Annotated in this window: 22 protein-coding genes, 1 tRNA gene and 2 pseudogenes; 9 read left to right on the forward strand and 16 right to left on the reverse strand. The window is 64.3% G+C overall.

What is annotated here, in order from left to right; all coding sequences use genetic code 11:
- The first annotated feature begins 82 nt into the window (after nt 1-82).
- Entirely contained in the window at nt 83-1,816 is a 1,734-nt protein-coding gene (locus tag EET10_RS03940) for an IS1634 family transposase (RefSeq protein ID WP_036398586.1), read from the forward strand.
- Between the two features lie 17 nt (nt 1,817-1,833).
- Here the strand turns inward: EET10_RS03940 and EET10_RS30115 are convergent.
- The 4 genes and pseudogenes from EET10_RS30115 to EET10_RS03960 all read right to left on the reverse strand — a co-directional run.
- Nucleotides 1,834-2,138: pseudogene (locus tag EET10_RS30115) on the reverse strand (NAD(P)/FAD-dependent oxidoreductase); the annotation flags it as partial.
- A 217-nt stretch (nt 2,139-2,355) separates the two neighbouring features.
- On the reverse strand, nt 2,356-3,945 hold the full coding sequence (locus EET10_RS03950; RefSeq protein WP_081260786.1) for a SulP family inorganic anion transporter: 1,590 nt from the start codon (nt 3,943-3,945) through the stop codon (nt 2,356-2,358).
- A gap of 294 nt (nt 3,946-4,239) precedes the next feature.
- A complete protein-coding gene (locus EET10_RS03955) occupies nt 4,240-5,790 on the reverse strand; it encodes a SulP family inorganic anion transporter (RefSeq protein ID WP_081260787.1) in 1,551 nt (516 codons plus the stop codon).
- Nucleotides 5,791-6,033: 243 nt separating this feature from the next.
- Nucleotides 6,034-7,059 carry an NAD(P)H-dependent glycerol-3-phosphate dehydrogenase gene (locus EET10_RS03960; RefSeq protein ID WP_099188645.1) on the reverse strand — a complete coding sequence of 342 codons (1,026 nt, stop codon included), beginning with the start codon at nt 7,057-7,059 and terminating at the stop codon, nt 6,034-6,036.
- Nucleotides 7,060-7,227: 168 nt separating this feature from the next.
- On the opposite strand from EET10_RS03960, the gene EET10_RS03965 reads away from it, so the two are divergent.
- A complete protein-coding gene (locus EET10_RS03965) occupies nt 7,228-8,772 on the forward strand; it encodes a trypsin-like peptidase domain-containing protein (RefSeq protein WP_122501912.1) in 1,545 nt (514 codons plus the stop codon).
- 51 nt (nt 8,773-8,823) lie between these two features.
- Here EET10_RS03965 and EET10_RS03970 read toward each other — a convergent pair whose 3' ends face one another.
- The 4 genes from EET10_RS03970 to EET10_RS03980 all read right to left on the reverse strand — a co-directional run bounded on the left by EET10_RS03970 (nt 8,824) and on the right by EET10_RS03980 (nt 12,148).
- The gene (locus EET10_RS03970; RefSeq protein WP_036398580.1) at nt 8,824-10,320 is read right to left on the reverse strand and encodes a flavin-containing monooxygenase; all 1,497 of its coding nucleotides are present in this window, start codon (nt 10,318-10,320) and stop codon (nt 8,824-8,826) included.
- Nucleotides 10,321-10,396: 76 nt separating this feature from the next.
- Nucleotides 10,397-11,014 (reverse strand): RES family NAD+ phosphorylase, encoded by a 618-nt coding sequence (locus tag EET10_RS03975; protein WP_051490208.1) that lies wholly within the window; start codon nt 11,012-11,014, stop codon nt 10,397-10,399.
- Nucleotides 11,008-11,523 carry a hypothetical protein gene (locus tag EET10_RS29455; RefSeq protein WP_036398579.1) on the reverse strand — a complete coding sequence of 172 codons (516 nt, stop codon included), beginning with the start codon at nt 11,521-11,523 and terminating at the stop codon, nt 11,008-11,010. Before EET10_RS29455 ends, EET10_RS03975 begins: the two co-directional genes overlap by 7 nt.
- Nucleotides 11,524-11,656: 133 nt before the next feature.
- A complete protein-coding gene (locus EET10_RS03980; protein ID WP_036398574.1) occupies nt 11,657-12,148 on the reverse strand; it encodes a YajQ family cyclic di-GMP-binding protein in 492 nt (163 codons plus the stop codon).
- A 66-nt stretch (nt 12,149-12,214) separates the two neighbouring features.
- On the opposite strand from EET10_RS03980, the gene EET10_RS03985 reads away from it, so the two are divergent.
- A tRNA-Tyr gene (locus tag EET10_RS03985) sits at nt 12,215-12,298 on the forward strand.
- Between the two features lie 280 nt (nt 12,299-12,578).
- On the opposite strand, the gene EET10_RS03990 is transcribed toward EET10_RS03985, so the two are convergent.
- The 3 genes from EET10_RS03990 to EET10_RS04000 form a co-directional block, all read right to left on the reverse strand.
- A complete protein-coding gene (locus EET10_RS03990) occupies nt 12,579-12,971 on the reverse strand; it encodes a PIN domain-containing protein (RefSeq protein ID WP_036398572.1) in 393 nt (130 codons plus the stop codon).
- A 1-nt stretch (nt 12,972) separates the two neighbouring features.
- The gene (locus tag EET10_RS03995; RefSeq protein ID WP_036398570.1) at nt 12,973-13,209 is read right to left on the reverse strand and encodes a hypothetical protein; all 237 of its coding nucleotides are present in this window, start codon (nt 13,207-13,209) and stop codon (nt 12,973-12,975) included.
- 125 nt (nt 13,210-13,334) lie between these two features.
- On the reverse strand, nt 13,335-13,646 hold the full coding sequence (locus EET10_RS04000; RefSeq protein ID WP_036398568.1) for a YybH family protein: 312 nt from the start codon (nt 13,644-13,646) through the stop codon (nt 13,335-13,337).
- Between the two features lie 131 nt (nt 13,647-13,777).
- On the opposite strand from EET10_RS04000, the gene EET10_RS04005 reads away from it, so the two are divergent.
- Complete coding sequence (locus EET10_RS04005; protein WP_036398566.1) at nt 13,778-14,377, forward strand: TetR/AcrR family transcriptional regulator; 600 nt, start codon at nt 13,778-13,780, stop codon at nt 14,375-14,377.
- A 21-nt stretch (nt 14,378-14,398) separates the two neighbouring features.
- On the opposite strand, the gene EET10_RS04010 is transcribed toward EET10_RS04005, so the two are convergent.
- Nucleotides 14,399-15,121 (reverse strand): DUF523 domain-containing protein, encoded by a 723-nt coding sequence (locus EET10_RS04010; protein ID WP_036398564.1) that lies wholly within the window; start codon nt 15,119-15,121, stop codon nt 14,399-14,401.
- 763 nt (nt 15,122-15,884) lie between these two features.
- Here EET10_RS04010 and EET10_RS04020 point away from each other — a divergent pair.
- A pseudogene (locus EET10_RS04020) lies at nt 15,885-16,493 on the forward strand (LLM class flavin-dependent oxidoreductase); the annotation flags it as partial.
- Between the two features lie 216 nt (nt 16,494-16,709).
- Here EET10_RS04020 and EET10_RS04025 read toward each other — a convergent pair.
- Nucleotides 16,710-17,513 (reverse strand): mycofactocin-coupled SDR family oxidoreductase, encoded by an 804-nt coding sequence (locus EET10_RS04025; protein ID WP_036398562.1) that lies wholly within the window; start codon nt 17,511-17,513, stop codon nt 16,710-16,712.
- Between the two features lie 505 nt (nt 17,514-18,018).
- Nucleotides 18,019-19,026, reverse strand: coding sequence for an SDR family oxidoreductase (locus EET10_RS04030; RefSeq protein ID WP_036398560.1), 1,008 nt, complete (start codon nt 19,024-19,026; stop codon nt 18,019-18,021).
- A gap of 389 nt (nt 19,027-19,415) precedes the next feature.
- Here EET10_RS04030 and EET10_RS04035 point away from each other — a divergent pair, with 389 nt between their 5' ends.
- From EET10_RS04035 to EET10_RS04055, 4 genes are all read left to right on the forward strand, one after another.
- Entirely contained in the window at nt 19,416-19,826 is a 411-nt protein-coding gene (locus tag EET10_RS04035) for a DUF2784 domain-containing protein (RefSeq protein WP_082273154.1), read from the forward strand.
- A gap of 818 nt (nt 19,827-20,644) precedes the next feature.
- Nucleotides 20,645-20,968 carry a metal-dependent hydrolase gene (locus tag EET10_RS04045; protein ID WP_244601831.1) on the forward strand — a complete coding sequence of 108 codons (324 nt, stop codon included), beginning with the start codon at nt 20,645-20,647 and terminating at the stop codon, nt 20,966-20,968.
- Nucleotides 20,969-21,178: 210 nt separating this feature from the next.
- Complete coding sequence (locus EET10_RS04050) at nt 21,179-21,418, forward strand: hypothetical protein (RefSeq protein WP_036398556.1); 240 nt, start codon at nt 21,179-21,181, stop codon at nt 21,416-21,418.
- Between the two features lie 657 nt (nt 21,419-22,075).
- Nucleotides 22,076-23,563, forward strand: coding sequence for a wax ester/triacylglycerol synthase domain-containing protein (locus EET10_RS04055; RefSeq protein WP_036398554.1), 1,488 nt, complete (start codon nt 22,076-22,078; stop codon nt 23,561-23,563).
- A 73-nt stretch (nt 23,564-23,636) separates the two neighbouring features.
- Here the strand turns inward: EET10_RS04055 and EET10_RS04060 are convergent, their stop codons facing one another.
- Nucleotides 23,637-24,005 carry a DUF5994 family protein gene (locus EET10_RS04060; protein WP_425293901.1) on the reverse strand — a complete coding sequence of 123 codons (369 nt, stop codon included), beginning with the start codon at nt 24,003-24,005 and terminating at the stop codon, nt 23,637-23,639.
- Nucleotides 24,006-24,644: 639 nt separating this feature from the next.
- Nucleotides 24,645-24,848, reverse strand: a complete 204-nt coding sequence (locus tag EET10_RS04065) for a cold-shock protein (RefSeq protein ID WP_036398548.1) — start codon at nt 24,846-24,848, stop codon at nt 24,645-24,647.
- Nucleotides 24,849-25,216: the final 368 nt, after the last annotated feature.

A 25,216-nucleotide genomic window follows, 5' to 3' on the forward strand; every position in this document is an offset into this window, starting at 1 on the left:
AGACATGTGCACGATAGACTCGTACGGCGCGTCATCAATTGAATAAGCGTTATAACTCCTATCGATATGCTATAAAGTAGACATGTACGTGGCGCGGGTGCCGAACCGGGGGTCACCGCCGGCGATCCTGCTGCGGGAAAGTTACCGCGAAGGCGGAAAGGTGAAAAACCGCACCCTGGCCAACCTGACCCGCTGGCCGGCGCCCAAGGTGGATGCGCTATCGCGGGTGCTTAAGGGACTGTCGCCAACGGTGGAGCTGGCCGAGGCGTTCGAGATCACCCGCAGCCTGCCGCACGGGCACGTGGCCGCGGTGCTGGGCACCGCGCGGGCACTCGGCGTGGAGGAGTTGATCGACCCGGCGCCCTCGCGGCGGCGGAATCTGGTGACCGCCATGTTGGTGGCCCAGGTGATCGACCCAGGCTCCAAGCTGGCGGTGGCGCGCGGGTTGCGTTCTGAGACCGCGACCAGCTCTCTCGGTGACGTGCTGGGCGTGTCCGGCTGTGATGAGGATGACCTCTATGCGGCGATGGACTGGGTGCTTCAGCGCAAGGACGCCATCGAAACCAAGCTGGCCGCACGGCATTTGGCCAACGGCACCCTGGTGCTCTACGACGTGTCCTCGGCGGCGTTTGAGGGCCACACCTGCCCGCTGGGCAAGATCGGGCACGCCCGCGACGGGGTCAAAGGCCGGCCGCAGATCGTCTACGGGCTGCTGTGTAGCACCGCCGGGATACCGATAGCGATCGAGGTGTTCGACGGCAACACCGCCGACCCGAAAACCCTGAGCGCCCAGATCACCAAGCTCAAAAAACGCTTCGGGCTCACCCGGGTCTGCTTGATCGGGGACCGCGGCATGCTCACCTGCGCGCGCATCCGCGATGAGCTGCGCCCCGCCGAGCTGGATTGGATCACCGCGCTGCGCGCCCCGCAGATCAAGGCCCTCGTCGAGGCCGACGCGCTGCAGCTGACCCTGTTCGACCAACAAGACCTCGTCGAGATCACCTCCCCAGACTTTCCCGGGGAGCGGCTGATGTGCTGCCACAACCCGGTCCTGGGCGCCCAGCGCACCCGCAAACGCCAAGACTTGTTGGCCGCCACCGAAAAACAGCTCGCCCTCATCGCCGCCGCCACCACCCGAGCACGGCGCCCGCTGCGCGGCCAAGACAAGATCGCGCTCAAGGTGGGCAAGGTGATCAACCACTACAAAATGGCCAAGCACTTTCACACCGAGATCACCGACGAGACGTTCACCTACACCCGCAACCAAGACAGCATCGCCGCCGAGGCCGCCCTCGACGGCATCTACGTGATACGCACCAGCCTGCCCGCCGACACCCTCGTCGCGGGCGACGTCGTGTTGCGCTACAAGGGACTCGAAGACGTCGAACGCTTCTTCCGCACCTGCAACAGCGAACTCGACGTGCGCCCCATCCGCCACCATCTCGCCGACCGGGTCCGCGCCCACATGTTCTTGCGGATGCTGTCCTACTACATCAGCTGGCACATGAAACAAGCCCTGGCCCCGATCCTGTTTGTCGACCACGACAAACCCGCCGCCGCCGCCACACGCACCAATCCCGTTGCCGCGGCCCAACGCTCCGATGCCGCACTAGCCAAGGCCGCCCGCAAACATACCCAAGACGGCACCCCAGTGCACAGCTTCACCAGCCTGCTCACCGACCTGGAAACCATCTGCGCCAACCACATTCAACCCGCCGACGACATGCCAACATTCACCAAACTCACCACCCCCACCCCACTGCAGCGACGAGCCTTCGAACTCCTCGGCCTCACCCACCGCCTGGGCTACATGTAGTCAGTGAACAAGCCAAAACCGCAGGTCAGCACCCATTCGTCAACACAGCAGGGGGAACTTCGGGCTAGTGTGACGGTGCGCGCGACGGGGTCGATGCTGCCGACTGAGCCGGTGATGGTCGTGAGCCCGGGCAGTGCGTCGGGGGTGGGGCGAATGGGCACGCTGGCCTGGCCGCGCCAGCCGCGCATCACCCATGGCAGGGTGAAGCCCAGATAGTGGGAGAAGTCTTCGTCGATGACGGTGATGTCGAGATTATCGAGAGGACGCCGGATTCGGTGAGTTCTTTGATGACGCTGAGTCCGCCGACGCCGACACCGAGAATAACGAGCTTATTGGTGGCACGGTTTTGCTTCCCTTCTAATGTTAGCGGTGTCCTATTTCCCGGGAGAGCCAATTCGATGTGGGCACGTGCACCATTTCGAATACGCCAGCACCCGCACGATCAGATTCGCGGAGGCCTATTGTCTTGGGGAGCGCGGAGCGGCCCCTGATGAATGCCGGACCGCGCGTGCATATGCACGAATCCGGCGGATCGTCAATCAGCCGGCAGCTTCGGGCGTTTCCCCTTCGATTAGTGGTACCTTCCGCGACGAATGGCCCCTCGTCAGGCCACCATGGACGTGCACATTCCCGCCGGTGGCGTGGTGCTGACGCTGCCAGTCCGTAATCGCTTGGTGCGCTGCGTGGTCGAGGTAGTTGACCGCGATATGAAGCGTGACTGTGGTGCGTTGCGGGATGGCGGCCAGCACTTGCGTCAGGCGGGGCAGCGCCAGGAAGGTGCAGGTACCCTCGACTACCACACGCCATTCGTCGCCAATCGGGTGAGCGTCAATCTTGGCCCGTATCACCCGCCATCCGGTCATCGCGATGGCCAGAACAAGCCCGATCATCACCCCATGCAGGAGATTGAGGAACACGACGGCGACAATGGTTACCAGGTAGATGGCGAAATCGCCGGTTTTGACCGCGGTTTCGATGTGTGCCGGCTGAAGTAGCTGAATTCCGATGACGATCAGTAATCCGGCGAGCGCGGCACTGGGAATCAGTTCGATGAGACCTGCGAACGGAAGCGCAAACAACATCACCCAGAATCCGTGCAAGACCGTCGACGCACGAGTCTTGGCTCCTGCCTTGACATTTGCGGACGTGCGGACGATGACGCCGGCGATGGGGAGGCCGCCGATCGCTCCCGACACCATGTTCGAGGCGCCCTGCCCGATCAGCTCGCGGTCCAGTTGGGACCGCGCGCCACTGTGCATCCTGTCCGTCGCGACCGCCGTCAGCAGACTTTGGACGCTGGTGATAAGTGTGACCGTGATGACCCCGATAGCGACGGCACCCCAGTTTCCGTGCGGAATTACCGGAAGTTGCAGTGCATCCAGCAGTGAACCCTCAAGCACGATCCGCGACACGTGAAACGGAAACACTACCGAGACGACGGTGACCGCCACGATGGCGACCAACGGACCGGGAACGGCGGCTGCCTTTGCGGGGGCCCAGCGCCAGGCGACCATGATGGCGATCACCAGTAGGCCGAGCACCACTCCGGGCTTGTGCGCACCCAGAATCTGCGCGGGCAGCTCAACGACGTTGTCCCAGGCCGAACTATGGGACTCGCCGCCGAGCAGCACGTGCGTTTGTTGAAGCGCGATGGTGATCCCGATGCCGGCCAGCATCGCATGCACGACCACGGGCGAGATGGCTAGGGCGGCCCGGGCAACACGACTGAGCCCCAACAAGACTTGCATGAGCCCGGCGATCACGGTGATGAAACAGGTTAATCCCCAACCGAATTGGGCGATAAGATCGGCGACCACCACGGTCAGCCCGGCAGCGGGGCCACTGACCTGCAGCGGTGATCCGCCGATAGCTCCGCCGACGATTCCCCCGACGATCGCGGCAATCAGACCTGCGAGTACCGGCGCATCGGATGCGATGGCGATGCCCAATGACAACGGCAGCGCAACCAGGAAGACAACAATCGAAGACGGCAGGTCGTGGCGGATGACCGATCGAACTCGATCGGTTCGCGACTGCGCCACCTGGCGCGAAACGATGTCTTGGCTACCCGGGTCAAGCCGATCGCTGCGGTCAAGACACGGCTTGCCGCGGTATTTTGTGTGCTGCATCGGTAGCTCCCTCGTTTCCGTGGGGGACGTTCCGATGATCCCGCCCCGAATTACGTAACGTAGTCGTAAATGATTGGCGCACAGGCAGTTAAATCTGCCCAAACTCCAATGTTCGAGGCAGGCGCCCGTTGGCTCCGGAATTCGACGGTATTTTGCCGGCGAAGCAAGGGTCAACCGGACGCGCTAGCTGCATAGCGAACGCAAATTTTTGTGGCCGCGCCGACGCTCTCAAGCCCGAATGCATTGGCCTGGCACAAGCCGGCGATATTCCGGCCTTCGCTCTCAAGCCCCTCGCTATGCCGCCGTTTCGGGTCCTTCGGCGTCGACGAGGTCGTCCATCGCCCGACGAGCGCGGTGGCCGGTATGGACCCCGCCATGGATGTGCACCACCCCTCCCGTCGCCTGATGCCGTCGCTGCCAGTCGGCGATCGCCTGATGCGCGGCGTGATCGAGGTAGATGACCGACATGGTGACGTTGACCGTCTTGCCGGCGGGAATGGACGCCAGCACCTGGGTCAGCCGGGGCAGGGAGAGGAAGGTGGCCGCCCCTTCAACGACTACGTGCCATTCGTCACCGGCGGGCTGGGCATGGATCCTGAACCACATCACCCGCCATGCGGTCAGCGCGATGGCCAGGACGAGTCCGATCAACACGCCCTGCATGAGATTGAGGAATACGACACCGACGACGGTCACCAGATAGACGGCCAGGTCCCCGTTTCGCATGGCGGTTTCGATATGGGCGGGCTGCAGCAGCCTGATCCCGACGAAAACGAGCAGGCCGGCAAGTGCGGCGGTGGGGATCTGCTGGATCAGCCCGGCAAAAAACAGCGTGAAGACGAGGATCCAGACGGCGTGCATGATCGTCGAGGCGCGGCTCTTGGCGCCCGCTTGCACATTCGCGGAGCTACGGACGATGGCGGCGGCGATCGGGAGGCCGCCGATCATCCCGGAGGTGATGTTTGCGACGCCCTGTCCGGTCAACTCGCGGTTGAAGTTGGTGGGCGCCCCGGGATGCATCCGGTCGATAGACACCGATGCCAGCAGGCTCTCGACGGTGGCGATGAAGGCAACAGTGAGCACGCTGACCGCGAAGGCTCCCCACTTCCCCTCGGGAAGGGCCGGCAGCTGGAACGCGTCCAGCGGCGACCCGGTGAGGGTGATCCGGGCCAAGTCGAACGGAAACACCACGGAGATAATGGTTGCCGTCACGATGGCGACCAGCGGACCCGGAATGGGAGCCAATTTGGCCGGGGCCCAGCGCCAGGCGACCATGATGGCGATCACCAACACACCCAGAAACATTCCGGGCTTGTGTGCGCCGATGATTTGTCCCGGCAACTGAACGACGTTTTCCCACGATGTGCTGTGCGACTCCCCGCCCAGCAGGACGTGCGTTTGTTGAAGTGCGATCGTGATGCCGATGCCGGCCAGCATCGCGTGCACGACGACCGGCGAGATCGCCAGTACCGCTCGGGCAATCCGGCTGAGCCCCAAGATGAGCTGCAGGACACCGGCGGCCACGGTGATCAGACACGTCGCCCGCCAACCGAACTGGGCGACGAGACCGGCGGTAACGACCATCAACCCGTTCGCCGGACCACTCACCGACAACGGCGACCCGCCGATGATTCCGAGGACGATGCCTCCGACGACTGCCGAGATCAGGCCCGAGAGCACCGGTGCGTCCGAAGCGATCGCGATCCCCACCGACAGCGGGAGTGCGATCAGAAAGACCACCAGCGACGAGGGCAAGTCGTGCCGGATGATCGATCGCAGTCGGTCAGTCCGCGACACTGGCGGGCCCTTGTCCGGGGCCTGGCTGGGTGGTTCGCTGGGCTGCATCGGTCATTCCCCCGTCTGGGCATTGCGGGGGACGGTCCGACAACGGCCCCCGCACTACTTGGTCACCTATTCGTAAATCGTTGGCGCACCGGCGAATACATTCGGCTGAAGGTATTCTGCAGGCGCCCGCCACTGCCCTTGACAGTATTCGGGCAGCTCAACAGGGGTCAAGCTGGCGCGCAGCGCGCATACCGAACGCAGATTTCGGATGCGATGGGCGCTGACTAGGTGGAACGCCATGCTTTAGAACCCTGAGCCGTACACCTCGTGTCCGGGCTCGTCGAGCATCAGGCCCCGATAGGCCTGTTCGACGGAGGAGCCGTAGTTGATCACGGCGTCGACCTCACGAGCGATGGGCATGTTCAGCCCGTACTCGTTGGCGAACTCCATGACCACGCTGGCCGCCTTGACACCCTCGGCTACCTGGTTCATCGACGCGATTATCTCGTCGATGGGCTTGCCCGCGCCCAGTTGTTCGCCGACGTGGCGGTTACGGCTGCGCTGGCTGGTGCAGGTGACGATCAGATCACCCAGACCGGCCAGTCCGGGGAAGGTCTCGGTGTCGCCCCCCATCGCGACACCGAGTTTGGTCATTTCGCGCAACGAGCGGGCGATCACCAGCGCTCGAGTGTTCTCGCCGATGCCCAGCGAGTAGCCCATGCCGACCGCGATGGCGAACACATTCTTGAGCGCCCCGGCCATCTCGACGCCGATGACGTCATCGGTGGTGTACACCCGGAAGCGGCGGGTCCGGAAAAATGCTGCCAGCTGGGTGGCCAGATGTTGATCGGGCATGGCCAGGACCGCCGCGGCCGCGTAGCCCTCGGCGACTTCCCGGGCGATGTTGGGACCGGCGAGGATGCCCGCCGGATGACCGGGCAGGATCTCCTCGATGATCTGCGACATCCGCATGTTGGTGCCCTGCTCGAGCCCCTTGACCAGGGACACCACCGGTACCCAGGGCCGTAGTTCCTTGCTCAGCTCGGTGAGCACACCCCGGAAGCCGTGCGAGGGCACTCCCATCACGACGACGTCTGCGCTGTTGGCGGCTTCGCAGAAATCGGTGGTGGCGCGCAGGGTCTCGCTGAGCACCACGTCGTTGCCGAGATAGCGGCTATTGCGGTGATTGTCGTTGATGTCGCTTGCGGTCGCCGCCGAGCGCACCCACTGCAACGTCGGCACTCGCCGTGCACAAATGGACGCCACCGTGGTCCCCCAGGAACCGCCACCGAGGACAACGACTTTGGGTTCGCGCTTCGCAGCTGCCATGGGGCACAGCCTATTGCGGTAGCCCGACATTTGACAGCGGTTGATCGCCGCCCGCGGCCCCGAGACGAAGTCGAAACCAACGACCTCCGAGCATGGGACTTCGGTCCCTACCCGCCGGGGCGACCACGCCGGGATCGTGAAAGATAGCTGTTCTATCGAGGAGGAATCATGGCGCGACGAGCGAGCCGGCCGCGCGAGAGGTATCTGCCGTCGTGTTGCGTCCGGACGTTCGTACTGCTGATCGCGGCCGCGTTGGCGCTGCTGGCCGGGTCGCCGGGTATTGCCTTCGCCGACGGCGGTCGCCCGCAGGCTAACCCGGAACAACGAGCGGCGGCGATGATCCGGCCGGCCGTCATGTACCTTGCGGCCCAGGCTCACGGTCAGGTCCGGCTGCCCGACGGCCAGCTGCTGTCGGCGCTCGGCGAAGGTTCGGGTATTCCCTTCACGGCGACGTGGACCTGCACGGGTTTTGTCGTCAATCCCGACGGCTGGGTGGCGACCGCAGGTCACTGCGTCGATCCGCAGACGGCCAAACAGCTGATCCTCAAACGCGCCGTCACGGAATTCCTGACTCAGCTTCCCAACTCGCCCGCGGGCCAGAACCCCGCCGCGACGCTGGACTGGCTCACCAAAAATGCGCGCGTCGAAGGTCAGACCCCCGATCGGGGGCCCGAGATCAGCCTCATGCTGGGATACGGAACCGGGACGAAGCTCGCCGAGAAGCTCCCGGCCACCGTCGTGGACTTCCGGCCGATGGGCAAAGGCGATGTCGCGCTGCTCAAGGTGCAAAAGCACAACCTGCCGTCGTCGGAGCTCGGCACCGACGCCGACGTCAGCATCGGGGCACCGGTTCTGGCGGTGGGTTTCCCCGAGACGACTCAACGGGTCACCGGTATGTCGCTGGACCCGACGAACAAGAGCGGCAAGGTGAGCAAGAAGTCGACCATGGAATCGAGTCCGATCTATGAGATCGACGCCCCCGTCGCCGAGGGCATGAGCGGCGGCCCGACCGTCGAACTCAACGGCAAGGTGATCGGCGTGAACAGTTTCGGCCCCGTCGGCGAGCCGCAGCCGTTCAACTTCATCGCGCCCGCAGACAGTCTCGCGGCGCTACTGGCCGGCAAGGGTGTCAAGCCGATGCTCGGGCCCGCCGACCTGTACTACCGTCAAGGGCTCAACCACTATTTCTCGGGCCAGTACAGCGACGCGATCTACGACTTCGACCAGGCCCTGGCGCTGTCACCCGACTATCCGGGCGTGGCCGATCTCAAGACGAGCGCGGCCAACCTACGTCAGCAGTACGGTGACGCGCCGGTGTTTCTTCGATCAAAACCGGTGTGGTACACGGTAAGCGGCGTCTTGCTGCTGCTCACGGTGGGCGGCTGGGTGACCTTCATGGTGCGCAAGAGCCGTCGGCAGCGTCGCACCGAAGCCGAAGCCGAAGCCATGGCCGAGGCGGAAGCCGAAGCCGAAGCTATCGCCGAAGCGGAAGCCGAAGCCGAAAGACACGCCGAAGCCGCCGCGGAAGCCACCGCTGCGGATGCGCGGCCACCGCGGGCGACCGGCACGGTCCGGCCGCTGGGTCTTGTTCCCGCACCGTCGAGTGAGCCGCACTTCTGTGCCAACTGCGGAGCGGCGCTTCACCCTGCCGAGAAGTTCTGCCCGAACTGCGGCAGGAAAATCCCGGCCGGCGAATCGGCGAAACCCGCTTAGCCCGCCTTCAGCCCACCGGCAACCGGCCTTTAACCGGCCTCTAGCCCGCTTTTAGCCCGCTACTGCCGCCCGGTCGGCGGCACGGCCGAACACCATCGCCTCGTCGATGCGGTCGAACCGGTAGTCGAGGGCATCGGCGAAATAGTTCTGCCGCACATTCCACGGCCGTTTGGTGCCTGATTTGGGCAGTGCGTGCAGCGAGCGCAGCACATAGCCGGCCTGAATGTCCCAGGAGGGCTTTTCGGTCAACGGCTCGTCGCCGCGGTGCGGGTAGGCATGGGTGTAGCCGTGAGCGGCCATGTGCGCCAACAGCTTTGCTGTCGCCCGCGCCGTCATGTCGGCGCGCAACGTCCAGGACGCATTCGTATAGCCCACGCACCAGAACAGGTTGGGCACGTCTTCGAGCATGTGCGCCTTGTAGACGAAGCGGTCACAGGGATTGATCTCGACGCCGTCCAGGCTGATCTTGACGCCGCCCAGTGCCTGCAGCTGCAGGCCGGTGGCGGTGACGACGATGTCGGCATCGAGGTGTTCGCCGGACTTGAGCGCGATGCCGGTGGCGTCGAAATGGTCGATGTGGTCGGTGACGACGTCGGCGTGCCCGTCGGCGATAGCGGTGTAGAGGTCGGCGTCGGGAATCAGGCACAGCCGTTGGTCCCACGGGTTGTAGCTGGGCTTGAAGTGGGTGTCGACGTCGTAGCCGGCGGGCAGGTTCTTGATCGCCGTGCGGCGCAGCAGCCACTTCATGAGTCGCGGCGTCTTGCGGGACAGGAACCACAGCACTGCCTCCAGCAGCGCGTTGTACATCCGGATGGCCAAATGAGAAGTCTTGCAGGGCAGTACTTTACGAGCAGCGGCGGCGAACCTGCTGTACTTGGACGCCGAGATGAGGTAAGTGGGCGAGCGCTGCAGCATGGTCACCTTGGCGGCCTTTTCGGCCATCGACGGGATCAGCGTGACGGCGGTGGCCCCGCTGCCGATCACCACGACCTTCTTGCCGGTGTAGTCCAGGTCGTCCGGCCAGTGCTGTGGATGCACGACGGTGCCGCCGAACTGCTCGATGCCGGGGAAGTCGGGGGTGTAGCCCTCGTCGTAGTTGTAGTAACCGCTGCCGAAGAACACGAACCGGCTGCAGCATTGCTGTGCGACGCCGCCCTGCTCGAAGGTGACCGTCCACGTGTCGGTGGCCGAATCCCAGTCTGCTGCCAAGACATAACTGCCGAACCGGATGTGGCGGTCGATGCCGTACTTGTGAGCGGTGGTGGTCAGGTACTCGCGGATGTGCTCGCCGTCGGCCACGCCTTCTTCCCGGGTCCACGGCTCGTAGGGAAAGCTGAGGGTGAAGATGCTGCTGTCGGAGCGTACCCCCGGGTAGCGGAACAGGTCCCAGGTGCCGCCGATCCGTTCGCGCCGCTCCAGGATCGCGTAGCTGAGTTGGGGGTTGCGTTGCAGCAGCCGGTAGGCCGCGCCGATGCCGGAGATCCCGGCACCGACGATGACGACGTCGAAGTAGGCCGTGTCGATGGCTTCTCGGGGGCTCACGGTCATGCCAAACCTCGCTTGAATTCGGGTATTGCTCACCAGAGTAGGCACCGACCGGTTGGTCGGGCCAGCTGGCGGTATCTCAGGCAGGCCGCATGAGCACGTCGACGTGCAGGGGCGCGCAGCGGTCGATGAGCCAGATCTGGTCGGCCGGGCTGGCGAAGATCCGGGCATGGGTGCGATCCTGCGTCACAGCACCCGCGCACCGGTCGCCGAAGAACACGTACGCCTTGGCGTCGTTGCATTGCCGGGACATCCACACCAGCCCGTCCAGGCCGGCATCATGGGCCGCTTCGGCCCACAACACGGTGCTGGCATAGCTGGACGCCGGGCTGGACGTGAGCTCGGCGGCGGTCACCTTCAGACGGCGCAGGCCGGTGCCGTGCAGCACCCCGGCCTGCAGCCGGCGGGTCACTTTCAGCCGCACCAGCACCTTGTCGGCGTATTGGTCGTAGGGGAGCACGCCGCCCGACACCGGGATGTCGTGCAGCAGCGTCTCGGCGATGGCCGCGTCTTCGGTCTCGGCGGCGTACATGATCGGCACCACCGGCGTGCCGAAGAAGCCGAACCGCGTCGGCGCGCCGATGCCGGGGTTGAAGTCGGTGGCGGTGCGCGACGACGAGAGCACGCGATAGAGCAGCTGCCCGGCCGGCAGGGTCGCGGTGGCCGGCTCGAACGGGTCCGGCGGCCGCCTTACCAAGACACGGCCATGGCCTCCGCCGCCACCGCGACGACCCGGTCGGGTTCGGTGAGCAGGTGATCCACCGGGCGGTCCCCATCCAGATAGGTGGTGGGTGCGCACAGCCACTGCACCAGGCCGGTCTCCGACCAGCCGTTGGTCTCCGCGACGTCACGCAAGCGCTCGATGGCGGGCAGGGGTTTGCCGTCTGCCCCGAATTGAAACCCCGGGTAGGCGAGGTAGTTGCCGCGCCGGATGGCGACCAGCGCCTTGTTGCGGTGTGCGGTGGTGGCCAGATTGCGTGGCGCGCTGGATCGTGAGCCCATCCGTTTGCCGGCTTCGGTGCTGGTCAGCAAGCCGAACTCGGCCTCCATTCGGGCGTAGAGGTTCTGTTCGGCCTGCACCGCGCGCGCAACCGCCGGCTCGGTGTACACCGCGACCGACGACAAGGCGGCGCCCACCGCCTGAGCGCTCTCGCGGAGGCGCCGATCCGCCGCGGTCAGCTCGTCCAGGGTCTTGACGGGGGTCATGCACACGGCTCCTGCGTTCGATTCATGCACTTCCAGGATACCGCACGAAGCGAATGCACGACGAGCGTGACGCCACCGCTTGGATCCAAGGCGTCTGATCCCGCAGTGACGTCACGCTCGATGCGGCTCGGGCCTATCGGTAGTTGACGAATTGCAGCGCAACCTCGAGGTCTGCGTTCTTCAGCATCGCGATCACGGCCTGCAGGTCGTCGCGTTTCTTGCTGGTGACGCGAATCTCGTCGCCCTGGATCTGGGTCTTGACGGTCTTGGGTCCCTCGTCACGAATCAGCTTGGTGATCTTCTTCGCGTTCTCGCTGTTGATGCCCTGCTTGATGGCGCCGGTGACTTTGTAGGTCTTGCCGGAGGCCTGCGGCTCGCCGGCATCGAAGGCCTTCATCGAGATGTCGCGGCGGATCAGCTTTTCCTTGAAGACGTCGACGGCGGCCTTGACGCGCTCCTCGGTGGACGAGGTCAGTTCGACGGCCTCCTCACCCTTCCACGCGATCTTGGTGTCGGTGCCGCGGAAGTCGAATCGCGTGGCCAGCTCCTTGGCCGCCTGGTTGAGCGCGTTGTCGACTTCCTGCCGGTCAACCTTGCTGACGATGTCGAACGATGAGTCCGCCATACGGTCCGTCCCTTCTTCCGATACCCTTTTGTGCTTTGTCTACCCGGTCGTTGTAACCTGCTAGGCGGCAGGTTGCCCGAGCGGCCAATGGGAGCGGACTGTAAATCCGTCGCGAAAGCTTCACAGGTTCGAATCCTGTACCTGCCACCACTTACTTCAGCAGGTCACAGGGTATTTTGGTCGAGCCGCGGCTTTCTGCGTCGACAGTGAAATTGGCACGGGGTTGTCACAACTCGCGGCTGACCATGCGGTGCTGTAGGGCGGACGCCGGTTCAGCTCAGCTAACAATCGGTAGCCGCTGAAGCCGCCAGCCGGGACTGCGAGGGCGCTTCGATGTGCGCGGGCCAACCTGCGCGCTGCGTCTGCCGGCGCAGGCTCCTGGCAGTGCACATATGTCGGGTGCCGCAGTCGTGTCCTTGGCGAATACGCTTCAGCGCCCGACGGGCCAGTGCTCGACTGTGATGTCGTCCATGGGGAAGTCAGCGGGGTTGCCCGTGGCCAAGCGGGCATCGATGCCGGCGGTGGCTGCGGCAATCAGGCAGTCGGCCTGGTGAAGTGTGATCCCTCGTCCGGCGAACTGGCGGCGCCACCGTCCAGCGCGAATTCCTTCGGACGGACCCAACGGTGCACACCGTAGGCCGCGCACCAGCCGTTGTGCTACGGCTTCTTCGCCGGGAAGCAGTCCGCGCCAGATCTCCTCGATCGAGATCGCACAAGTCCAGGGCTCGTCACCTTGGCGACGCAGAGCGCGTAGGCGCTCGCCGGCCGGACGGCCACGTAGAGCGTCGATAAGCACGGTCGAGTCGAGCAGGATCCTTGCCACGTCAGCCGACGCGACGTCGGTCGGAGCGCTGGCGGCGGACCCATTCACCGGGATCGTCATCCCATTCGTGGCCTTCGTCGGCGATCGCCCCGAGCGCTGCCTCGATATCGTCCCATCGCCGCTCGTCATCGAGTCCGCGGCGAATCAACTCTGCAATGAATGCGCTGCGTCGCCTGCTTCCGGCCCGCCGATCGAGCTCGGCAACGAGCTCGTCATCGACGGTGATGTGCAGTCGCATGTGCTGACTATAGCCCACTAGCGCTCCGGCTTCACTTGCCACAAGGCTTCCGAATCTTCGACCCGTCGAGAGTCACACCATCCCTGCGACGAGTCCCTGGCCTTCGATCTGCAGGTGCGCGTGGATCAGCGCATGGTCTCGGTCGAGCCGGCGCACCGTGCACCGAGGCCGATGACGATGCGTCCGTCGTTGAAGTTCTTGTCGGCGAACAGGCCCCGCAGGTAAGCCGTGATGTGCTCACTGCCCCGTCGCACCGTGCCGAACGCGTTGATCCAATCCGCGTCGTCGGCGTAGACGTCCGTCAACAGGCCGGCGTCGCGGTGGGCGAACCCGGCGAAGAGCCGGGTCAGTGTTCGGGTGATGGCCGCGCGATCAGCCTCGTCGAACGGTTCGAGTCCGACGATGTCGGGCGGGGTCGAGCTGGTGTGAGGGTTCACCCGGCGGGCTCCTGCAATGCCGGATCGTCTAACAACCGTAAACTAACAGATGGTAACCTAACGTCCGTTAGCTTACGACCGTTAGACTTGCGGCGCAACTGCCCTGACGAAGATGGAAAGCGGGTCAAGGTATGAGCGAGGTGCCGCGTGGCCGAAACCGGCGCGGGGAGGGCGAGAAGCTGCGCGACAGCATCGTCGTCGCCGCGAGCGCATTGGTCGATGCCGCTGAGGATCCCGCATCGGTGACCCTGCGAGGCATAGCCCGCCAAGCCGGAATCAGCGCCCCGTCGATCTACCCGCATTTCCGCGATCTCCGCGACATTCTCGACGCCGTCCTGGAGCGTAGCTTCGCCGACCTCGATGCGACGGTGGCCAAGACCATGTCGAAGGAACAAACACCGCAAGCGCGGCTAGTGTCCGGATGCCTGGCGTACGTCCGGTACGGGTGGGCATATCGGTCGCGCTACCGATTCATGACCGCGGCCAACGGCTTTGCCCCGCAAGCCATCAGCATCTTCGTTCGCATCGAAGACGCCTTGCGGGACTGCGTCGCGGCCGGCTTGTCGACCAGCGCGGATCCGCACGAAGATACCTTCCTGCTCTGGGTGGGCATGCACGGCATGGCCACGCTCGAGAAGCCCAGCCGCGCCCGTCTTCGGCAATTGGGACCCCTGGACCGTCCGGCGCTCACCGAAAAACTGGCCAAGCGGATCGCCGGCCTGGCGCAGTGAGCGTTCCGGGTGCGGGTTGACCTAATGGCCCTGGGCTGCGGCCGCTGCCGCAGTACCCAGTGTTCTCGGCGCCGGTGTGGCGGGCACCGCTTGGGGTTGGCCGCGTAGTTCGGCGGCGAGGTCGTGTTCGAACGCGGGCAGGGTCAGTCGGCGGCGGGTCAGCTCGCGGTCGAGCGCGTTGATGAACAAGCCCTGCCCGCAGCACCGGCAGCCCAGAACGGCCTGCTCGTTCATGACGTCTCGGGTGAGAGCGGCCGCCGGGCAAGCGGCCACCACCTCCAGGGAAGCGCGCATATCAAGGGTGGTGCTCACTCCGCAAGAAGGTGAGGCGCCGATTCCGACGATGCCGGCGACCGTGATCGCGGCCCGGTGGTAATCGGCCACTTGACGCGCGACCCGCCGGGCCAGATGCCGGTAAACCACCTTGGTCCACACGATGAATGCGCTCAGCAACGCGCCGCGCACCGCATACAGCGGTCCGCCCTTGGAGTGGTAGAGCCGCAGGCTGTGGCGTTTGAGCACGCCGCCCCACGCCAGCTGTTCGGGGCAGGGCAGCTGGTGGATACCGACGCGTGCGGTGATCAGTTCGTCGACCACCTCGGTCACCGCCCCGGGGCGGGTAGCGCCGCCGGCGTAGCGGGTGTTCTCGTTGAGAAGGCGGTGCGATACCGGGACGACGCGTCGGCTGCGTTCGTCTGCCAGCTGGTTGAGCAGCAGCCGGGCTGATTCACCGGACTTCGACATGGGTCAATATGTCGCGAGCTGCGAACAGTCGATGTTGGTCATTGTCGATTCATGTTGCGGCAGTTGAGGTTTAGCAATCCCGCCGGCATACCCGAGCGCCAGGCTGACCGCAGCGTAGACACCGGCCTCAGCCCACATATGTCCGATGCCCCCCACCTTCTGCCCAGGAAGACCGGCTCGTCGACGATCCCACGAGAGGTCGCCACCGCATACGCGGCGTGGACGTAGGCGAGCGCAGCGAACGACCCGGAGAAAAACTTGCACACCTCGCGATTCATGGCATTCCCCTTTCACTACCTCACGTCGGTGACGGACGCGGGCCAAGTCGCCGCTGCACGGACATTGCCAATTCAGTCTTGGCTCACGCGGTACCGGTCGCTAGGGACCGAAGTCCCCAGCGGGCAGAATTCAGGTCATCACCGCGCGGCATAGGGCGCAGCGCACTGGCGTCACCAGGTGCGGCACGGTTGCTGCCCGCGACCCCGAGCGCGGATCCACATGGTCACACTCCCAAGGACTTTCGGCACTAGCCCGGTAAGCCCGGCCGGGACTTGACTTGCGGCAACACCGGTATAAAGGAGACGGGTGATGCCGATTGCGACGCTCGCTGGGGCCTGGATCCTCGGGCAGTCGCGCGATAACCGGTGAGTACGTCGTGAGCAGCGCGGGAATCTCGATCGGGCTTCAGTTGGGCACCCAGCCTCCATTGAGCGCCACTCGCGCCTTTCTCCTCGGAGCACGGGCGATGCGGCTGGACTCCGTGATGCTCATCGACCATTTCCAGAAAGTCTTTCCCAGCGCTATCTGGGATCAGGAGCTGACCTGGCTCGCCGCAAGACGCCCCACGCCGCACGAATTCTTCGACTACCAGGTGTTGCTCGGCTACCTCGCGTCACGTGTCGAAAGGATGCGTCTGGGCGTCGGGGTGACCGAATCGATTCGGCGGCACCCGGTTCTGATTGCCCGGGCCATGATGACGCTGTCGCATCTCACCAAACGCGCGCCCATCCTCGGTATCGGGGCCGGCGAACGGATGAACATCGACCCCTACCGGCTGGACTTCGCCCACCCGGTCACCCGCCTGGAGGAGGCCCTGCAGATCGTCCGGCTGTGCCTGTCGGTACGAGGACCGATCACGTTCTGCAGCAAGTACTTTCGTCTCGACCGGGCGACGGTGGACCTCAAGCCTGCAACGGGCAGGGTGCCGGAGATCTGGATCGCCGGCCATGGTCCGCGCATGCTCGCGTTGACCGGACGTTACGGCGACGGGTGGTACCCCACTGCGGTGGTGTCGCCGCACGAGTACGCGGACAAGCTGGCGACGGTACGAACCGCGGCCCGCGCTGCCGGGCGAAACCCAGCCGCCGTCACACCTGCGCTGCACCGCTTCATGGTGATCGCGGCCACCGAGCGCGAGGCTCGGGCGCCACGTGGTCCTCGCTCCCGTGTCGGTTCTGGTCTCCAAATACGCGGCCGGCTAAGGACTCTGGGCCACCGGTCGGGTGGCGCGGTCACTTCGGGAGTTCGCATCCCGCAGCGGCTAGGTCAGGCCCCGTCGCCGACATTACCGGCCGATCACAACGCCACGTCAGTGGATGCGGGCGCTGCCGCCAAGGCCGATCTCCAAGACGCTGCCGGTGATGACCCCGGGGTCGGTGACCAGGTAGACCACTCCACGGCTGACATCCTCGGGCTGCAGCCAGGGCAGCGGTATCGGGTTGGCTTTCATCATGCGGCGCACCAAATCGTCGGGAACGTCGTCACTTCCAGTCGGCTGCACCATCGGTGTCTGGGTGGTTGTCGGGCAGACGACGTTGACCGTGATGCCTTCTTTGGCGACCTCCAGCGCCACCGACTTGGCCAGTCCGATGACACCCCATTTGGTGGCGTTGTATGCGGCGAGTTCGGGGATGCCCATTCGCCCGCCCATCGAGGATGTCACCACGATCCGGCCGTAGCGCTGGCGCCGCATCACCGGAATGGCCGCCCGCAGAGTATGAAACGTGCCTTTCAAATTGGTGTCCACCAGCTGCTGCCACACCTGATCGCTGACTTCATCCAACGGCCCGGTGCTGACGACGCCGGCATTGGCCACCGCGATGTCCAGGCTGCCCAGGTCGTCGAGCGTCTGCTGCACCGCGGCGCTAACTTGGTCGGGGTCGCGAACGTCGAGGGTGATCGGCAGGCACCGCCGGCCCAGCTCTTCGACTCGCTTGGCCGTGTCGTGCAGCTCCTCCTCGGTGCCAAGCGGATAGCTCAGGTTCGCCATCGGCGCGGGCACATCGCCGATGACGATGTCCGCCCCTTCGGCCGCCAGGGCCAAGGCGTGTGCACGCCCCTGCCCTCGAGCCCCGCCGGTGATGAAGGCCACGCGTCCATCCAAGGCACCCATAGCCGGCTAGGTTAGCAGCCATGCTCGGCTATCGACACACCACCGGCTTGGCCGCGAAACCAATTGCAGGGGAGGGCATTTCGCGCCAGCCAGCAGTTCAGTTGGTCATGGGCGAACGCGCCGGGGAACGCAGGCACCCCTGACACACCCCATGACACCGCGAGGTGGCTTGGTAGCTTGGCGTGGCCGCTGGCATGTCCCATCCGGGCAAGGCCGATCGTCCTCGCCGTCGCTGAGGTACTGCGTCTGGCCAGGGGTCAGCGGGTCGGGCTGCGCCATCGGCTCGTTCGCCACCACCACGCCTGCGGCGAACGCGCCTACTAGCAGCATCTTGAGAGCGACCACCGGATTCGCCTCCTAAACCTAAAGGCCAGCGGCGTGAGTTCAGTAAATATCTTAACGTTATACCTAGTGTTTGTTTGTAGGGTAGTACAGGTTGCCAAACGTGAGGTGCCGAGCCGCGTCGGTGCATATCGGCGGCCGGAATGGGCATCCCTCGCAGCGATCAGTGCCGAGCGGCGGCGCCGGCGATGCTGGCCAGTACCGCGCCGGCCGCGACCGCCAGCGGCTTGGCGTTCTCGCGCAGCCACCATTGTGCGCTGACCGCGTGCGAACGGCCGTCGAAAACCCCATGCGCGCCATAATCTTTGCCGTCCCCGTCGTCCACCGGCTGCCACAGGTTAGCGGCTTCAGTGTTGGGCTGGTCGGTTTGCTGCGACGAGTAGCCGTTGCGGGCCAGATAGCGGTCGAGCAGGGCGGGAAACAGTCGCTGACCCAACAGCGTGGCGGTGGTACTGGCGCCTACCCAGTATTCCTTGTGCTTGGGGTGGTTGGCCGCATAGTAGACCGCTCGCGCCGCGACCTCCGGTTGGTAGATCGGTGGTACCGGTTGCGGCTGTCGCGGCAGCCGGGACAACACCCAGGAGAACTGCGGCGTGTTCAGCGCCGGCATCTGGACGACGGTCACCTGGACGTTGCCGTTGTCATGCAACAACTCGGTGCGCAGCGACTCGGTGAATCCGTTGACCGCGTGTTTGGCCCCGCAGTAGACCGATTGCAGCGGTATTGAGCGGTGGCTCAGGGCGGACCCGACCTGAACGATCGTGCCGTGATCGCGGGGCCGCATCCGGCGCAACGCCGCCATGGTGCCCCAGACGAAGCCCAGGTAGGTCACGTCGGTCGCGCGACGGTATTCGTCGGGAGTGATCTCATGGAACGGCGCGAACACCGAAGTGAACGCCACGTTGACCCAGACGTCGATCGGCCCGAACCAGTCCTCCACCTGTTCGGCCGCCGCCTCGACCTCGTCGTAGCTGGCGACATCGGTCGGTATGGCCAGCGCCTGCCCGCCGGCTTCCTCCACCTCCGCGGCGGCCGCATCCAGTCCGGCTTGGCCGCGGGCCAGCAGTCCTACCCGGGCACCGTGTTTGCCGAATTCGCGGGCGGCGGCACGCCCGACACCGGCGCTGGCTCCGGTGATGACCACCGTCGACGGGGATTTTGAGAGTGTCACGAAATGCTCCTTTACTACTGCTTCTTGTGGTGCTTTTTGTGGTGCTTTTTGTGCTTCTTGTGGGGCCAGCTATTAGGCCGGATGCGTTAGCCGGCCGGACACCGCGGACACGACTGTGTGGACAACCGCCAGCGGTATATCGGCTCGCGTCCGGCCTGGCCGGATTGCTCATCGAGACACTGGGCGCTTCTCGTCACGCCAACCGGTTACCCCGTTGGGGAGGTGTTGAGTCACGGAAATTGATGAATGCCTCTCGCCGGGTGTGCCGTACCGCAACCCGTGCGCAACCTCGGTGAAATCGGCGGACATCCGATCTACCGTGGTAAGGGGCCCCCTCGGATGCGCGACGGAAGGGTGCACGCGTTGACCGCAGACCGGACGGTTCGCTGGTGTACATCGCCGTAGTCGTCGCGGCGGTTGCCGTCCACTTTGCCCACCTGGCCTACCTGGTGGCCGGCGGGTTCGTCGCGTTGCGATGGCCTCGGACGATTGCCTGTCACGCGTTGGCGGTGGGGTGGTCGATGGTGAGCGTCACCGAGCACCTCAACTGTCCGCTGACAGGCCTTGAGCGATGGGGCAGAGCGCATGCCGGGATGGCGCCGCTGTCGCCGGACGGCTTCATTGCGCACTACATCACCGGAGTGGTGTATCCGTCCGAGTGGTCCGTCAAGGTCGCGATAGCCGTCTTCACGCTCGTCGCCATCTCGTGGCTGCTGGTCGTCGGGTGGCAGGTGCGCTGCCGAACGGCCCATGCGAAGAGAAGGCGGCGGGCACCCGGTCTGCTCGAGATCACCGGGTAAGCGGCCGGACGATTCGACAGGAGAACCCGCGCGCATCGATCGCACATGGGCCGGGTCACCGTACACTGGTGTCGGGCCGCGCCAGCGGACCCGCGTGGCGGACGGCCAACGGCGCGCTGCCGCATCGTCGTAATACCTTGTGCCCCAACGTGATTAATCTCCTGCCGAAGTCGGCACCGCCACCTCATCGTCACGCAGGGACGGTAGGTGGTTTCACCGTCGGTTCCCGCGGGTATATCCGGATGCGGTCAGCGGGCGCCGCCCGGTCTGCCGTGCTGGCAGCGACGTCCGAGGCCGGGGGCGGCCGCTCTGGTGCCGACACATGACACGCCTCGGCTAGGTGGGAGGAGCGGCTGATCACCAACTGGCCCCAGCCGTTACGACGATGGTGGCTTTATCGCCGGGTGGCCGACGGGGCAGCGCTGGAACACTTCACCGCGGTGCTCGGCCAGTGGGTAATTCAAAAAAACGGGCTCTGCTGACGTAGGTGTGGGTCGGGGAGCGTGTGGTATGGGCGGTGGCCGGTGAGCTGGGGGCGCACGGACGTGATCTAGGTTCGATGGCTCTGACCCCGATCGATTCTGGAGCCGTCCGTGCGCGCGTCAACCCTACTCAATGCTGTCCTGGAGCTGCCCGGTGTGCGGGCCGGCAAGACTGCTGTAGTTGACGGCGAGCTGTGGGTGAGGGTCGGGTTGTGCAGGCGGCGGCTGGCGTGTCCACGATGCGAGTTCACGACACGGCAACGCTACGACACGCGTAAGGTCGACTCGTCGTGGCAATCTCGAACTGCCATACCACGCGGGCCGTCATCCACATTCATGGCAGTAGAGCCAAAAAACGGGGCCTGGACGACGCAGGAACGGACCCCGGTCATGCTGGACCTGTTGCGCTGGCACGGGCCCGAGGAGATCGAGCACCGCGCGTTGGTATACGACGTCTACCAAAACCAAAACATCTGCGGAAACTACATGATCAGAGCGGTCTCGATGCTGATGACGGCCCCGCTGTTCGTGTCGTCGTGGATCGCCGGAGCCCGTTACCTGATGGCCAACGACCCCACCATCGAGGCGAAGTGGCGCTGGCGGGACTGGTTGCCAGCGGCCCGCCAGTACAACTCGCCAGGCCGTGGCGGATTCTGGTGACGGTGCCGATCCGCTACCTGCGGCCCAGCCATCCCCCGAGCACCGAGACGACGACGCAGATGGTAATGGACTACCTCGAACATTCGCCCGCCGCGACAGCTGCTCGGCAGAAGGTAGCTCGGGCACAAGAAGATTCGGACGACGACCGGTCCCCGGGGAATAGCGGTAAGGTGAGCCGACCCGCCACCCAGCAGGATGGGAGTTTGCAGAGTGGCAACCTTGCGGCGCTACGTCGTCATTCAGCTGATGATGTTCGTGTTCGGCATTGTCGGGCCGATTTTCCTGGTCATGTTTTTCGTGTCGCAGCCGGATTCCACGATGAAGTGGGCGTACTGGATCGGGCTTTTTGTCACCTACGCCGACGTGATGATCGCGCTCGCGCTCACCGCCTCGGGCGAGGACATGCAGGGCAAGCGTCTGGCAGGCAAGCGAGGTATGCAACACCACTGAACCAGGTGTTCCGCGGCGACGACGACCCGCACCCGCTGCCGGCCACGCACGGTCGAGGCTGGGAGCGTCATGAGGGCCGGGTTGAGCAGTTCGTCGAGCGCGACCGGGCCCGGGGCATCCGCTACCTAAGCTAAGGGCTCGGCAAATACCCAAACGCCGAACGCTTCGACTCCAGGTGCCAGTCAAGCCGCAATCAGCGGGGCACAAGATTCAAGCGAATGCGATCGGTACCAAGTGACCCGGGCCGTTGCCGCGCGGCCATCGATCGCAGTCGTGTTGTAGTTCGTGCTCGAATTGCCGCCCACAACTGACAAGTTAGCGAAACCCGGCGGTCAGGACGCGTAGCGGTTTTCGCACTGACGACGTACCGTCGGAAGCAACGGTCTCGCATGCGGCCACCGTAGAGCGGTAGTGCAGCTGCACGCCGGCTCTGGCACCAAGAGTCACCACACGTGCCCTGGCTGAACTCGGGACCAACTCAGCGAGCTGAAGCAGGAACAACTAGGAATATGACAGCCCAGGTGCTGACATGTCTGGCCCCCAAAGCCTCCATCGAAGTGGCCAGTCCTCATCGCCGATATTCGCCAGGCGCTATAGAGGCTGTGTCACAACAGCTTTCAGCTGACAAGGCAAGACCATGCTGATGGTACCCGCACTGTGAACGCAGATGGGGTGCGGCGCTACTTCCGAACGGCGATGCCGTCCGGCACGATTGCAGTGATTGTCATGGAGCCATCCGATCGGCTCAGTCATCAGCGATTACATCAGCTGATCGACTCGTCGTTGGCACAGCCGGACCGCTTCGGCAGCCGGTTGGCTGCCACGCCCCTGAGACTGGCAAAGCGCTTGAGTTCCCAGATCGATGACGACGACCCAACGTCGCCGATTCGCAGCGCGACGATTTGCGCGCCCGGCGGACAACGTGAGTTGGCCGACTTCATAGCGCAGTTGATTGTCGAACCATATGATCGCCCGGAGGCCGGGTGGAAAGCCTGGATCATCGACGGTTTGGCTGGCAGTCGGCGGGCGCTGGTGGTGGCGACGTCGCCCGCACTCGATATTGCCGGGAGTGGCCCAGAGTACGTGTGGTCGCGGCTACTTCGGTCGAGCCCACACGAAGACCCCGCTGATCCTCAGTCGGCTGGGCCGGGCACTGGCGCACCCTGCTTCGGCGAATTCGTTGCCGATGCAATTAGCGGGCTCGTTGAGAATTATGTCAGCAGCCTTTGGCAGCTGGCAGGGTCCGCAAGCGACGTGGTGCTGGCCGCTCGCGGTATGTTGTCCGGCTTGAGTGAACTCCTTCAGATGCCGCCGGCGGTGTCGTCGAGGAGCTCGCCGGTGCCGGACTGTGTGTTCAATGCGCCGCTAACCAGGCGGCGGGCGGTGGCCTTCGCCTCGATACAGCGAGCCGACCTGGATGCGGTGAGCCATGCGTTTGGCGGTTCCGTCACCAACGTTTTTCTGGCGGCGTGCACATTGTCCTTGCGCGCCTGGCTCGAACGCTACGACACTGTGCCTGACAAGCCGCTGCTGATGCGGGTGCCGCTGCCGCTGTCAGGGGGTAATCCCGCATCTTGTGGTAATGCGCTGGCCGTCGGTCGAATTGGTATCCCAGTACAACTCAGCGATCCCGTTCAGGTGCTGGTCAATCTCCACACTGCCACCGACAGGCTGAACTCAGCGAGGCTGCGCAATCCCGAAAAATCAAGGCCAAGTTTAGATTTGGCGAGCATCGCGGCGGTATTCCAGTCGGCTATCCGTCAGGCGGCGAAGCGACTTGATGCCAGCCTGGGCTTGCGGCAACGGCCTCCGGGAAACTGTCATGGCAACGTATCGTATTTTTCCGGCCAGCCGGTGCCGGCATACTGCGCAGGTGTCAAAGTTGTTGGTATGCAAACGGTGGACCCGCTACAAGGAGATTGCGGGCTGAACATCGCGATGACCGCTCGCGGCGACGTGCTGGATCTGAGCGTGTGCGTGTGTCCGGACAACGTACCCGCCGTCGATGCCATAGCAAACGGTATCGCCGATTCGGTGGACATTCTTGTGGCGGCCGCACGTGAATTCCCCCGGGGGCAGGGCCGCTCAGTCGTAACGCAAATGACGTCACACGTGACGAAGCATTCGCGTAGCCGGCGTCAGTAACAACGGTGCAGTCTGTGCCCGAACTCGTTGCATAACAACCTAAACCGAAGGCACCTATTGTCCGTCTCGGGTACTAGTCATGGAGCAGGCAGTCGGTTGTCGAGGCGTTATCGCGGGTGGCAGCCGCCCTCATGGAGTCTTGTGCGTGGTGCGGGTCGGTGTGATGGGGAACTACCAGCAGGACGATCTTTTGGTTCACACCGAACACTTCGATGGTATTCGGCGGCTGCCGGTAGTAACCGGACAGTTTTACCAGTCGTTGACCGACGCGCATCTTTGCCGGTGCTTCCGCCCATTCGGCCAGGTGGTATGTCACGCGGTCGATGGGTCCGAGCCGTACGGACAGTACTGCCAGCAGGTCGGGCAGTTCAATCGGAAGGTCGTCGCCGTGCGGCCACCATGCCCCATCGACGTACCCGGTAGTTGGCGCCTTGGGTTTCAAGCGCAGGCGCGGGGTGTTCTCCGGCGGTGTGTGCCGGGAGCCGGCTGTGATTGAGTCTCGTTTTCGCGTCATCCGACGCTCCCGTCTCGGCCGCGGTCCGGCCAAACCATTTCGGTGATGACGCAATCTCAGATGGTCGCGTGCGAGGTACCGCCGATGGTCAGATACTACTCGCAGCCGGCAGCCGGCAGCCGGCAGCCGGCGCGCACCCGCCTGTTTGCTGTGTTCGGGGTGCTTATTCCCCGGCGCGCTGATTGCCGATTTGGATCGAAAAGCATTGCACGCCGATGTTTTCAGACAAACAATGCGATGTCGTGAGAGTTACCGGGCGAGACTTAAGGGCCATGGCCGCGAAAGCCACTGTCTCAGTGGCGATTCGGCTTCAGCGAATCGTCCCTGGCGACCGTGTTCTGCTTTGGCACGTTTGGCGGCACACTTCTGCTTAAGCGTCTGGCTGGATTTCTTGCCCAGAGATTGGCGGGGAGACTTATCGGACGCGACTGACCCTTCGTATGGGGCCTGGTTGGTCCCGGTTTCAGGATCGTACGCCGCTCCGGCGGATAAAGGCTAGTACAGCAAAACCGAGGTGGGCCGGCGGGACACTGCCTGCCAGCCCACCTGATGAAGCGGTCTCTTAGCTTAGACGGGTGTCACTCCCATTGCCTGGGGTCCTTTGGCACCCTGGCCGACCTCGAACTGAACCCGCTGGTTCTCCTCGAGTGATCGATAACCGCTCCCGCGTATTTCTGTGTAGTGAACGAATACATCCTCTGCACCGCCGTCAGGAGCGATGAAACCGAAGCCTTTGTCGCTGTTGAACCACTTCACAGTCCCCTGTGTCATAACTTTTTCTACTTCTCTCTTCTTAGAAACGGATGTACGGAAAGGACATCCTTCATCAAGGTAGCACGTTCGGTGAGGCTCGCTGTACCATGCGTGCATCCTCACCTGGTCGTTGGCGAATTAGTAGTTCGCTCAATACTTTTCGAATATGTTGCGGTTCGAGTCCCCGCGAGGTGTAGCGTTGCTGATGAACGTTCCTTAGCCAAACTGGATCCTCGGGTGCGACCACTGCGGGCGTGACGATCATTGATTGGCTTCGTTTGTCGTCCCTCACATACCTGTGCCGGGTCAGACCTAGGCGGAGGGATCTGCGATGAATCTCCTTGGGCAATGTCGGGATCGCCCACTGGCAGTGACGATTTCGTTGA

It is taken from the genome of Mycobacterium pseudokansasii (genome assembly GCF_900566075.1).
In the GTDB taxonomy this organism is placed as follows: domain Bacteria; phylum Actinomycetota; class Actinomycetes; order Mycobacteriales; family Mycobacteriaceae; genus Mycobacterium; species Mycobacterium pseudokansasii.

What these genes read in the sequence shown, in the direction of transcription:
- EET10_RS03970 (WP_036398580.1), bottom strand. Translation starts at nt 10,320, where the DNA reads ATGACCGTGAGCCCCCGAGAAGCCATCGACACGGCCTACTTCGACGTC.
- EET10_RS03955 (WP_081260787.1), bottom strand. Translation starts at nt 5,790, where the DNA reads ATGCAGCCCAGCGAACCACCCAGCCAGGCCCCGGACAAGGGCCCGCCA.
- EET10_RS04005 (WP_036398566.1), top strand. Translation starts at nt 13,778, where the DNA reads ATGAGCGAGGTGCCGCGTGGCCGAAACCGGCGCGGGGAGGGCGAGAAG.
- EET10_RS04025 (WP_036398562.1), bottom strand. Translation starts at nt 17,513, where the DNA reads ATGGGTGCCTTGGATGGACGCGTGGCCTTCATCACCGGCGGGGCTCGA.
- EET10_RS03960 (WP_099188645.1), bottom strand. Translation starts at nt 7,059, where the DNA reads ATGGCAGCTGCGAAGCGCGAACCCAAAGTCGTTGTCCTCGGTGGCGGT.
- EET10_RS03995 (WP_036398570.1), bottom strand. Translation starts at nt 13,209, where the DNA reads ATGCGACTGCACATCACCGTCGATGACGAGCTCGTTGCCGAGCTCGAT.
- EET10_RS03965 (WP_122501912.1), top strand. Translation starts at nt 7,228, where the DNA reads ATGGCGCGACGAGCGAGCCGGCCGCGCGAGAGGTATCTGCCGTCGTGT.
- EET10_RS29455 (WP_036398579.1), bottom strand. Translation starts at nt 11,523, where the DNA reads ATGACCCCCGTCAAGACCCTGGACGAGCTGACCGCGGCGGATCGGCGC.
- EET10_RS04065 (WP_036398548.1), bottom strand. Translation starts at nt 24,848, where the DNA reads ATGACACAGGGGACTGTGAAGTGGTTCAACAGCGACAAAGGCTTCGGT.
- EET10_RS04045 (WP_244601831.1), top strand. Translation starts at nt 20,645, where the DNA reads ATGGCAGTAGAGCCAAAAAACGGGGCCTGGACGACGCAGGAACGGACC.
- EET10_RS03950 (WP_081260786.1), bottom strand. Translation starts at nt 3,945, where the DNA reads ATGCAGCACACAAAATACCGCGGCAAGCCGTGTCTTGACCGCAGCGAT.
- EET10_RS03980 (WP_036398574.1), bottom strand. Translation starts at nt 12,148, where the DNA reads ATGGCGGACTCATCGTTCGACATCGTCAGCAAGGTTGACCGGCAGGAA.
- EET10_RS03940 (WP_036398586.1), top strand. Translation starts at nt 83, where the DNA reads ATGTACGTGGCGCGGGTGCCGAACCGGGGGTCACCGCCGGCGATCCTG.
- EET10_RS04010 (WP_036398564.1), bottom strand. Translation starts at nt 15,121, where the DNA reads ATGTCGAAGTCCGGTGAATCAGCCCGGCTGCTGCTCAACCAGCTGGCA.